The sequence below is a fragment of the Okeania sp. SIO3B5 genome (assembly GCF_010692555.1).
Lineage (GTDB): Bacteria > Cyanobacteriota > Cyanobacteriia > Cyanobacteriales > Microcoleaceae > Okeania.
In genome coordinates this window covers 1-10873 of the sequence record NZ_JAAHHG010000338.1, presented here as the reverse complement: position 1 = coordinate 10873, position 10873 = coordinate 1, and the positions used below count along the sequence as shown (strand labels likewise).

Below are 10873 nucleotides of genomic sequence, written 5' to 3'. Positions count from 1 at the left end.
TCAATACCTGATCATTTAACTAGATATAGCAGTTTTCATCCTTGCTAGGTACATTAATGATCCCCCTAAATCCCCCTTAAAAAGGGGGACTTCCAGTTCCCCCCTTCTCAAGGGGGGTTAGGGGGGATCTCCATAGCTGTACCTCACTAGCTTGGGAAATGCTATATTGTTAGATTTTGATAGGAAAAAAGAAGGTGTCAATAACCAATATAATTAAACGAGTGAATTCCATGATAGCCAAAGAAAAAGACCAAGTTCAATTTATCGAATTCCATCAACCAGCTTTAGAAAGTGGAGACTACCACCTAAAAGTTGAGCAAACTCTTGATTACAACGGTAGAGATGCAGACCTAAAAACTTATGGACGGGAACTCACTTTTACAGTACAAGGAGAACGTTTTGAACCCCTATCTCCTAACTCTATTTATGCAGTTTTTCCTCCTTCAGAAAGTTTAGGAGATCATTCTAACGTTCTGCCTCATATTACTGTAAAAAGAAGTACCCTACCTTGGGAACGTTATCCTGGATTTGAAGATGAAAATCTCTCTTGGTTAATTTTGCTTTTATTTCGAGATTCAGATTTTGAAGATGAGGCAGATAAACCCCAACCCAAAAATATTACTCTTGGAGAATTATTAGAGGGAGAAGAAAATATCTTTTTTCCCAAAGATACAGAATTGCAACTAGGGCAAAAACCTAAAGATTTACTAACAGTAATTGACATCAAAAAGAAATATATAAAAGATATTTTACCCAGCCATAATGATCTAGCTTATCTTGCTCATGTTCGGAAAGCATCATCATCCGATCCAATATTAGAAAAAGAATTTTTACCTTTTCGCAATGAATATGCCACTATTATTTCTAATCGTTTGCCCGAACCTAATGGTCGAAGTATAGTTCATTTAGTTTCCATAGAAGGACGGTATACTGAGGATGGTTTTGATTTTCTAAGAGCAGGAGATGAAGATTTAATCCGCTTTGTTAGTTTAGCAAGTTGGAGTTTTGATTGTGTCGATCCTAATCAGACTTTTACCCAATTATTACAAAGACTAAACCATCAACCTTCTACTCCAAGACTACCAGAAAATGACAATCCCCAAACAGAAAAATACTTAGCAAATGGTTATATAACCGTACCTCATGGTTTGCGAAAAGGAAGTAAAACAATTTCTTGGTATCGAGGTCCTTTAAATACTGGTTATAATACAGAAACTTATGAATTTCCCGTCAAAGCAGCAGACGAATTATTACGTTATGATTCTGCAATTGCCATGTTTGATATATCCTATGCTGCTGCTTGGCAGTTGGGACGAATGTTAATGTTAGAAAATCGACGTTTAGCGATAGAATTATATAATTGGAAACGACAACATTCGCAAAACTTGAAACGGTTAGAGCAACTGGTATCAAATTTGCCTCTAATTTCTCGACGAGTGGATAAACTCATCAATTTTATCCCCCCGAACTTAAAAGAATGGTTTAATGGAGTGGAATTATTAAAAGGAATACCCTTTAATTATTTAGTTCCCGATGAACGTTTGTTGCCACCAGAATCAATTCGTTTTTTCTGGGTAGATCCTTTATGGATAGACTGCTTACAAGATGGTGCCTTTAGTATTGGTAGAGTTACAGGTGCAGATGTAGAAGATGACCATAACATTCGTTCTGATCAGGATTTTAATCTTAATGAAGAGCGGAAAATTACCGGAATTATTATGCGATCAAAAGTAGTTTCTGGTTGGCCTGGGTTAATTGTTGATGGTTACGATCAAGCAGTGGCAGATTTAGATTCTATAGACGAAACTGAGGGTAATATTTTACCTTTATTACGAATGGAAACTTTAGCGGAAGATGTATTAATTTGTTTGTTTCAAGGAGAAGTGAAAACTGTTGATATTCACCTCGAACCAGAGTCGATGCACTTTGGTTTAGATGCGCCTACAGTAGAATCTCCCGAATGGTCAAAAAATTTACGGGATGATAATGGCGAACTTATGGATGAATTTTTAATTTCACCTATACCTTGGCATAATGAAGAGAAAGAAGTAGTTAATTTAGAAGAATTAGCTCAAAAAATGAATGAATATTTAAAATTAGATGAGTTTACTTCTGCTCAATTTGGCTTACAAATGATAGAAGGAGTGCAGAAAGTTAGGTTTGTGTATCAGGAATAATCAGTAATAATCAGTGAGTGGGGCAGGCATTCTGCCTGCGCACAAAGTTAGGTTTGTGTATCAGGAATAATCAGTAATAATCAGTGAGTGGGGCAGGCATTCTGCCTGCGCACCCGGTATCCTGCCTGCCTGAAAATAGAAGGAACGGGCAAGATGCCCATTCCACAAGTCTTACAATTCCAATATGATTGCTTATTAGGAACGGGCAAGATGCCCATTCCACAAGTCTTACAATTCCAATATGATTGCTTATTAGGAACGGGCAAGATGCCCATTCCACAACACTAAAAACTATTAAAATGATCTTACATTTATATAACGCCAGCCCCTGAAATACTTATCTTACCAATATTTTCTTTTACTTTGAAATAGCTATTTACTATAACGAAGAGGTTTGAGACCGAAATTTTTCAATAAGTATGCGAGTATAACTATTCAAAGGAAAATCAAAAGCAACCTCAGGAGTCACCCACTCCCATCGCACAATTTCTTCATTCGGCACAACATCTTCGGAATCTGAAACTGCCCAATAATTAACCATAATAAAATGAGCTTCCTTATAAAATTGTGGATCTAGTATTGCCTCATGGAACATTGCAAAACAGATATCAGTTAATTTCAAACCCACTTCTTCCATAAATTCCCGCGCCACAGCAACCTCTAAAGACTCTCCCCACTCAACCTTTCCCCCGGGTACTCCCCATGTACCCTTCCATTTCGTAGTCTCAACAATTAATATCCGACCAGAAGGCCCTTTAACTAAAGCACCAACTGTTACAAGTGGAAACTCTGGTTTAACTGCTGACTTTTCCATATCTTCCCTGCTTAATGTCACATTATTCAGAGAAACTATAGCATTTCATTACTCAAGTATGAGTCTGTCTCTTACTGCTTCATAAAACTGATACAAAGCGTCACATCGATGCGACAAATTGATGTTTACTTCCTGCTTCTTCTGAGGCCGTCGGCGGTTACTCATCCACAGGCATTTTCATGTCGGCGACAGCCGAAACGGTCAAGCCAACCGCATCTCTATAATCTATACTTACATTTAAGTCTTTGTCAATTAACATAACTAAAAAAGTCCTCAAACCCTTACTACGCCGTTCCTAGTAGGGAGCGGTATTTCAGGATAGGTCTACGTCTATATAGATAGACTGCTAGAAATGCGAATAGCAGGGATTAGTGCAGAAGATACAAAGCGTCACCCTCGTTAGTACTTGCCTGTGAGAACTAGCGTATTATGTCGCGCTCCGTATCGCAAATTGTTAACTAAGTCGAAACTCTATTTTTCAATCGGCACATTAGGTAAACGACTCCACTCATTCCACGAACCATCATAATTCCGAACCTTGGGATAACCGAGTAAATATTTCAAAACAAACCATATGTAGCCTGATCGCCCACCAAATGCACAGTAGGGAAACACTTCCCGATCTGAGGTAATACCATGACTACCGTAGAGCATTTGTAACTCATCAAATGATTTAAAAGTTCCATCTTCATTGAGCGTCAGTATATGTTCAATATGAATAGAGCTGGGAATATGTCCTGCACGCTCCGAAGCTTCTGGTGGCTTCATTAAAAAGTGTTCGCCTTGGTATTCTTGAATGGTACGAACATCTAGTATGACTGTATCGGGACGACCAATTGATAACTGAACCTCCCCATGTAATACTCGTAGATTTTGATCGATTGGTTTTGCCCTGTACTCAGTCGGAGTGAAGCTAGATAATTCTGTTGTAACTGGACGACCTTCTGACATCCACTTTTGACATCCGCCGTTCAAAACTCGTATATGTTCATGTCCAAATAATTTTAATAGCCAGAAGATAAAACCTCCAATAGTAGAGTCGCTGCCATAGAAAACAACAGTTGTTTCATTGGTAATGCCAGATTGTGAAAGTATCTTCTCGATGGCATTTACCTCAAGATTTATCTGGAGATTCGGCAACAGCAGGTCATTAATATTCCACAAAACTGCACCTGGAATATGACCATTATTGTCTGACTGTGGACTTGTCTCAATCTCCACTATACGGACTTTAGAATCATTGAGGTGTTTGGCCAGCCATTGTGTGTCAATTAGAACTTCAGGATAAGCATAATTAGTCATTGGTTTCTCCTATCAACAATCCTGAATCTAGATTAAAATTGACCACTTCTGTGCGTATAGACCTCGATCGGGTACACTTTATAGCGCTACGCTTCAATAATTAGGGTTTGCTGAAAAAGTCTTTTAGCAGGGGTAGGAGACAGGAGACAGGAGACAGGAGACAGGAGACAGGAGAAATGGGAAGTTAGAGAAGGTAGGAGTTAAGTTTTGTCCCAAGATTATTCTGCCCAACTCTTCCCTAAAATACTAACTTTTTGAGTATGAAGAGCCGAAACAAGCGCACTTTTTTTGACAAAAAAAAGGGTAAAGTCTTTATATGTCAATATTTTTAGATTTAATCAGCAAGCCCTAATTAATAATTAATAATTAATAATTACCTCTTCTTTTCAAGGAGAGGATTGACGCGGTAGAGACGTTGCATACAACCCCCGCAGAGGGAAAAGTAAACATCAGAATAATTAACATTAACTCGGCTCAAATTAGCAAAAAACTTAAATGAGTTCTAAACACTAAATATTTCAAACAAACTGTATAGTTTTTGTTCACTATTATGGATATATTGTATTTGCATAAGTCCTTATGGAAATTTCTTTGTCAGCTTTATTCCAAGCGATCGCTAAAGCAGAGGATGAACAAGAGCTAAAGCAACAAATAGTGGCAAAAATAGGCAATTATTTTGCTGCCAAACGCTGGGGACTAGCTTTTTTAGACCAGCTTCCTGCTATTTATGAACATACCCCAGCCATGATTAAACTAGCTTTGTCCCTAAACCATAATCCCGTTTTGTGCTATTTGTTTCAACGCCATGCTGCTGTCCATGACGAAGTAATGTTACCTCCTGGAGTTTGGCAGAGAATTTGTCCTCGCAAGGATCATGGACACGTTATGCTTGGTCCAATTGTGAGTGATGGTCAACTGGTGGGTGGCATTACCTTTACGCGTTATTGTTATGATCGAGCTTTTAATGCAGATAATTTGGCAGATCTAAATGCGCTTTGTCTCCATCTTTCTACAAGACTAGCGGTGCTGCGCTCGAAACCTTTTGTGTTTCGGATGAATTGCTCCAAAATAACGCCACGAGAAGCATAAATTGCAGAATTGGTCGCCAGAGGATTTACCAATGCAAAGATTGGAGCAACTCTGTGGATTACAGAAAATTCGGTAAAACAAGCTTTGAAGAGGATGTTTCTTGACATACTCCCCGGCGTAAACGCACGGGGATTCTCCTGAAACCAGGATTCTTGGTTCAATGAGTCCACTTAAACTAAACACCTTACGGCATCTAGTCCAGAGATGGTTCTCACGCCTGCGCGTTCGCTCTATTGCCTCTTTCAGAGGAGCTGCGCTATCAAGAGCCTGTTACCGTATGCCCTACGGTACAGTTTAAACCTTAAAAAAAACTTTGGTTCTCTGGTACTTGTTGCTTAAAGCTTTTCCATACACAAGCATTCCTGTGCATGCGCCCCATAACTTTAGTTTTCAAGGTGCTAGTTTGCTACGATTAGTAGCTAGGTTTTTAGAGCGGTTGAATACCTTTCCGCTGTTTCCATAGTAACATAAAGTCCCCCTACAAGGGGGAGGCTTTAAACCCAATTTTTCGGTAAACTAGAAGTTTCGTCAAGAGCTGAAATGGTAGCAAAACTTTACTTAAGAGAGGATAGGGAAGAAGGAAGAGAAAATATACCTGAGTAGTGTACATATAGCAGGCAACAGACAGAATTTAGAGATTTTTTCAGGATAAAAACTATATTTAGTGTTGCACTATAGTTTGCAATACAGACATATAGATTTTTTCCCTAATGTGAGCTGCTTGTAGTACCAATTAAATATAGGAACCGTCTGGTTGATGTTTGACAATCAGTGCGAGCATCTTGCTCGCGTCATAAATCATTATAATTACCCGATGTCCTATGTCCTAACTAGGGTTTGCGCTCAAAAGTCTTATGGGTGAGGGTAGGAGACAGGAGACAGGAGACAGGAGACAGGAGACAGGAGAAAAGGGAATCAGCGAGGAGGTAGGAGTAAGAATTGTAAGAGTGATTTTTCTGCCCAACTATGCGCCTAAAATACGCTCCTTTTTGAGTGTGAAGAGCTGAAAACCAGATACTTTTTAAAGGCCCAAAAAAGGTTAAATCCTTTATATGTCAATGCTTTTAGATTTATTCAGCAAGCCCTAACTATAGTACCGACTGCCATATCTTAAACTTTATTACCCAAAAAAAATTAGAGATTTTTCCTTCTTCCTTCTTCTTTCTTCCTTCTTCCTTCTGCTATACCAGATATCCTAAACTAATCTGAAATCATCATTATTTTTACTAAGGAGCAACCATGCGACTATCTCAAATGTTATCAGTCACTCTCCGAGACGACCCCGCAGAAGCAGAAATTCCTAGCCACAAACTCCTCATCCGTGCTGGATATATTCGTCGCATTGGCAGTGGTCTTTACGCATATCTTCCTCTAATGTTGCGGGTGCTGAATAAAGTCTCCAAAATAGTCCGTGAAGAAATGGATGCTACTGGTGCCCAAGAATGTCTGCTTCCTCAACTTCAACCCGCAGACCTGTGGCGAGAGTCTGGTCGTTGGGATACTTATACTCAGGCTGAGGGTATTATGTTTTCTCTAATTGACCGTCAAAATCGGGAATTAGGATTAGGCCCAACCCATGAAGAGGTAATAACTACTGTTGCTAAAGATATGATTCGCTCCTATCGTCAGCTACCTTTACATCTCTATCAACTACAAACTAAGTTCCGGGATGAAATTCGCCCCCGATTTGGGTTAATGCGAGGCCGGGAATTTATTATGAAAGATGGCTATTCTTTCCATTCTGACCAAGAAAGTCTCAAAAAGACTTATCAGGATATGGATCAGGCTTATCGAAATATGTTACGTCGCAGTGGATTAGAATTTCGCGCCGTCGATGCTGACTCTGGGGCCATCGGCGGTTCTGGTTCCCAAGAATTTATGGTTTTGGCTGATGCTGGTGAGGATGAAATTCTCTATACCGAGGATGGTAAGTATGCAGCAAATTTGGAGAAGGCTGTTTCTATGCCACCTGATGCGGAAGTTTCACCTTTTGAGAGTTATGAAAAATTGGAAACTCCTGGCACGGAGACTATTGAAAAGCTGTGTAAGTTTCTCAAATGTTCTCCTACTAATGTTGTGAAAAATGTTTTATACCAGGCAGTTTATGACAATGGAATGACTGTTTTGGTTTTGGTGAATATTCGGGGGGACCAAGATGTTAATGATGTGAAGTTGTTGAATGAGTTGACTAAGTTGGCTGGAAGTTATGGGGCAAATACTGTTTTGGCTTTGACTGTGCCAGATGTGGAGGCTCAAAAGAAATGGGCAACTGAGTCTTTGCCTTTGGGTTATATTGCTCCGGATTTGTCTGATGACTATATTACTTCTAGTAAAGAGGTAAGTTCTAAGTTCTTACGAATGGTAGACCAGACGGCCGTAAACTTGACAAATTTCGCAACAGGTAGTAACAAATCTGGTTACCATGTCGTAGGGGGGAATTGGGGCCAGGAATTTCAATTGCCAAAGTTGGTGGTAGATGTACGAAAGGCCCAAAAAGGCGATCGCTCTATCCATGACCCCAGTCAAACCCTAGAAACTGCTAGAGGTATTGAGGTAGGTCATATATTTCAGTTAGGGACGAAATATTCTGAAGCTATGGGGGCAACTTATACAAATGAACAGGGTGAGGAAGTACCTTTAGTGATGGGATGTTATGGTGTAGGCGTGTCTCGTTTGGCCCAAGCTGCAGTGGAACAGTCTTATGACAAAGATGGGATTATTTGGCCTGTGGCGATCGCTCCTTATCATGTGGTTATTTGTATTCCTAATATTAAGGATGCTCAACAAATGGAAGTAGCAGAAAATCTCTATCAAGAATTAAATGAAGCTGGAATAGAGACTATTTTGGATGACCGAGATGAACGAGCGGGTGTTAAATTCAAAGATGCGGATTTAATTGGAATTCCCTATCGAATAGTTACTGGGCGATCGTTAAAATCTGGCAAAGTTGAATTGGTAGAAAGAGCGACTCATCAATCTCAGGAAATTCTGGTAACGGAAGTATTATCAACCTTAAAAGAATTAATTGAGAAAGCATTAATTTAATTTAAACTTTTCAGCAATAATTTTAATTTTAGTATTGCTGAAAAATCTTTCTGCTTGACATAGTTGTTAGTTAAGAGCATTAAGAAAAAGATTTGTCACTATGGGTGTTTCAATTTCTGAATATTTCAACTAGGCTACAAAAATCTAAAAAAATTCTAAACAATTCAGAGGTTGTGGCTGGATAATGAGTTAATTTTTTTGAGAGTTTTTGCTTAATACAATTAAAACTCATACACAAGGAGAAAATTGTGAAAAATCCCTCAATCAAGAAACTTGCTACAATCTTGATGGCATCATTCTGTGCCTTTTTGTTGACCTGGATGCCTTACTTCTCACCCACAGCTATGGCAAATACAGCTGAACCAGAAATTGAGTTTACCAGTGATTTCCAAGAAAATCTGACTGGAGAACTTGTTCAAGGTGGAAAGTTTAAAGTAAGCTATGACTCAAACCGATTGACCTGTGCTCGTGGTGAAAAATATGGTGGACCAGTATGGAGTATATTGGGCTACGTTCAGTTTGTCAAAGATGGGGAATCATCATATAAACCACTTGAAACTCCAGGGGAAGATGTGATTTTGACCCAAGAATATGATATTCCATCTGGCGCTGAAGAGGTCATTATGTGGTTTTACAATAATGATGGTATGAACAACCCTTGTTATGACAGTGACTATGGCGCAAACTATCATTTCCCACTAAGTTAAGTGACTTACCTACACAGACGCATCTGCTTTCTGTGTAGTGTAGGCATAGAAATGCCTTTTAAAGACAGTCAGAACTTTCTGAGAAACAGAAGTGGTTTTAGATTTAACTTATAACCACTTTGTTTTGACAGGGGTTTATCGTCACTGAACAAGTCCAGCCCGACTCGTTTTAAATTGATGGCAGCGTTTATATATCTATCAAATTTTAACTGTAAATCCTCATCTAAATATTTTCTGATACTGCAATCTTTAGAACACAAATTCATCTCTATAACAAAGCAATTGAGATATATAATTTGGTTTAACTTCAACAAAGTTGGCGTTAGCTTTTGTAGCCACCTGACCCAATACTTCAAGAAATTGATAAGTTGCAGCACATAACCAGGATTAATTTAATCCAGACTTAGTAGATTGGCCATTAGGCAAATATTTCCCTTCTTCATCTTGTTTGGCTTTGATTCTGCGAGTTAAACCTGTGAGATTTAATCTCTCATGTAAAAATACTTTTTTACCTGTTTGAATCAATTTGTAAGCTGTTTTGTACTGGAAATCTTCACAACTTCTAGCTATTTTTTGATAAATTTTGCATTAATTCTTGCTAAAACCCTCTAAATATGTGTAATAATAACACAGATTAATGGCATAAAAACATAGACATTTTATTCCCGATTCCCAATTCAAGTAGCGCTATACAATTTTTCTTTTCATATTTCATATAATTTCAAGAAGTACCTGCTGATTTCGGCAGAATAGAAGTAATAGTAATATAGTTAACCTAAGAGAAAGTTACAATTCAGCTCCTCACTGCCATTGTGCCTAATTCTCAAGGAGGGTCAAAATGAAAGAACAAAATCAAACTCGTAATTTATCTGTTGGTATCGTGGCCAGTGTTTGTGCATTGGCAGTGGCGGTAGGTGGTGGCATCTCCTTATGGAGAAATTTACAATCAACCACCACAAAAACTTCTGATAATTCTCAGACTTTTACAACTCCCTCAACTTCAGAGTCACCTGATGAGGCTTTGCCACCCCTACCTCCTGCTAAAGTTGAATCTCCAGACTCTGTTCCTTTATATGTGCCTCAACCCAAAGCAGTTACAGAAAAAACTGTAGAACTTTATTGGGTTAAAGATGCTACTGGAGAAATAGATTTAGTTTCTTCTACAGTGAAATTAGAAACGGCAGACGAACCGGAAGCTATTTTAAAAGCTGCTTTTGACCGTTTGCTCGTAGGTCCAACAAATACCGATGTCTTTAGTGCTATTCCCACAGGCACAAAAGTTCAAGCACTTACTGTTGAAAATAATGGGGTATACATCGACTTATCTGAAGAATTTACTTCTGGAGGTGGTAGTGCTTCGATGATGAGTCGCTTAGGACAAGTGATCTATACTGCCTCTAGTTTAGAACCAGATGTAAAAGTGTGGATTTTTGTGGGTGGTAAACCTCTAAAAATGCTTGGGGGTGAAGGTTTAGAAGTATCTCAGCCCATTACTCGCAATAATTTTCAGCAAGAATTCCAACTTTGATGTCGGCAAGGGGTCTCCCGTTATACAAATGTTAACGAGAGGGGAATTGCCGACCAACAAATAAACTGCGCAGCGTCCACGGAGTAGGAGAGTAGGGGAGTAGGGGAGTAGGGGAGTAGGGGAGTAGGGGAGTAGGGGAGTAGGGGAGTAGGGGAGTAGGGGAGGAGGGGAGTAGGGGAGTAGGGGAGGAGGGGAGTAGGGGAGTAGGGGA

The 10873-nt window shown here is 39.2% G+C and carries 8 protein-coding genes; 5 read left to right on the top strand and 3 right to left on the bottom strand.

Annotated elements, in window-relative coordinates:
* Positions 1-230: 230 nt before the first annotated feature.
* Positions 231-2177 carry a hypothetical protein gene (locus F6K54_RS30940; protein ID WP_293086459.1) on the top strand — a complete coding sequence of 649 codons (1947 nt, stop codon included), beginning with the start codon at positions 231-233 and terminating at the stop codon, positions 2175-2177.
* Between the two features lie 379 nt (positions 2178-2556).
* Here the strand turns inward: F6K54_RS30940 and F6K54_RS30935 are convergent, their stop codons facing one another.
* Both F6K54_RS30935 and F6K54_RS30930 read right to left on the bottom strand, forming a co-directional pair.
* Positions 2557-2991, bottom strand: coding sequence for an NUDIX domain-containing protein (locus F6K54_RS30935; protein WP_293086457.1), 435 nt, complete (start codon positions 2989-2991; stop codon positions 2557-2559).
* A gap of 471 nt (positions 2992-3462) precedes the next feature.
* The gene (locus tag F6K54_RS30930) at positions 3463-4293 is read right to left on the bottom strand and encodes a sulfurtransferase (protein ID WP_293086455.1); all 831 of its coding nucleotides are present in this window, start codon (positions 4291-4293) and stop codon (positions 3463-3465) included.
* 579 nt (positions 4294-4872) lie between these two features.
* On the opposite strand from F6K54_RS30930, the gene F6K54_RS30925 reads away from it, so the two are divergent.
* The 3 genes from F6K54_RS30925 to F6K54_RS30915 all read left to right on the top strand — a co-directional run bounded on the left by F6K54_RS30925 (position 4873) and on the right by F6K54_RS30915 (position 9134).
* A complete protein-coding gene (locus F6K54_RS30925) occupies positions 4873-5382 on the top strand; it encodes a GAF domain-containing protein (protein ID WP_293086453.1) in 510 nt (169 codons plus the stop codon).
* 1239 nt (positions 5383-6621) lie between these two features.
* A complete protein-coding gene (gene proS, locus F6K54_RS30920; RefSeq protein ID WP_293086451.1) occupies positions 6622-8427 on the top strand; it encodes a proline--tRNA ligase in 1806 nt (601 codons plus the stop codon).
* A gap of 344 nt (positions 8428-8771) precedes the next feature.
* On the top strand, positions 8772-9134 hold the full coding sequence (locus tag F6K54_RS30915) for a DUF6209 family protein (protein WP_293086448.1): 363 nt from the start codon (positions 8772-8774) through the stop codon (positions 9132-9134).
* A gap of 387 nt (positions 9135-9521) precedes the next feature.
* Here F6K54_RS30915 and F6K54_RS30910 read toward each other — a convergent pair whose 3' ends face one another.
* Positions 9522-9659, bottom strand: a complete 138-nt coding sequence (locus F6K54_RS30910; protein ID WP_293086445.1) for a hypothetical protein — start codon at positions 9657-9659, stop codon at positions 9522-9524.
* A 313-nt stretch (positions 9660-9972) separates the two neighbouring features.
* Here F6K54_RS30910 and F6K54_RS30905 point away from each other — a divergent pair, with 313 nt between their 5' ends.
* A complete protein-coding gene (locus F6K54_RS30905; protein ID WP_293086442.1) occupies positions 9973-10662 on the top strand; it encodes a GerMN domain-containing protein in 690 nt (229 codons plus the stop codon).
* The last annotated feature ends 211 nt before the right edge of the window (positions 10663-10873 follow it).

Coding starts and splice junctions, on each gene's coding strand:
- F6K54_RS30925 (WP_293086453.1), top strand. CDS start 4,873: ATGGAAATTTCTTTGTCAGCTTTATTCCAAGCGATCGCTAAAGCAGAG.
- F6K54_RS30915 (WP_293086448.1), top strand. CDS start 8,772: ATGGCAAATACAGCTGAACCAGAAATTGAGTTTACCAGTGATTTCCAA.
- F6K54_RS30905 (WP_293086442.1), top strand. CDS start 9,973: ATGAAAGAACAAAATCAAACTCGTAATTTATCTGTTGGTATCGTGGCC.
- proS (WP_293086451.1), top strand. CDS start 6,622: ATGCGACTATCTCAAATGTTATCAGTCACTCTCCGAGACGACCCCGCA.
- F6K54_RS30930 (WP_293086455.1), bottom strand. CDS start 4,293: ATGACTAATTATGCTTATCCTGAAGTTCTAATTGACACACAATGGCTG.
- F6K54_RS30940 (WP_293086459.1), top strand. CDS start 231: ATGATAGCCAAAGAAAAAGACCAAGTTCAATTTATCGAATTCCATCAA.
- F6K54_RS30935 (WP_293086457.1), bottom strand. CDS start 2,991: ATGGAAAAGTCAGCAGTTAAACCAGAGTTTCCACTTGTAACAGTTGGT.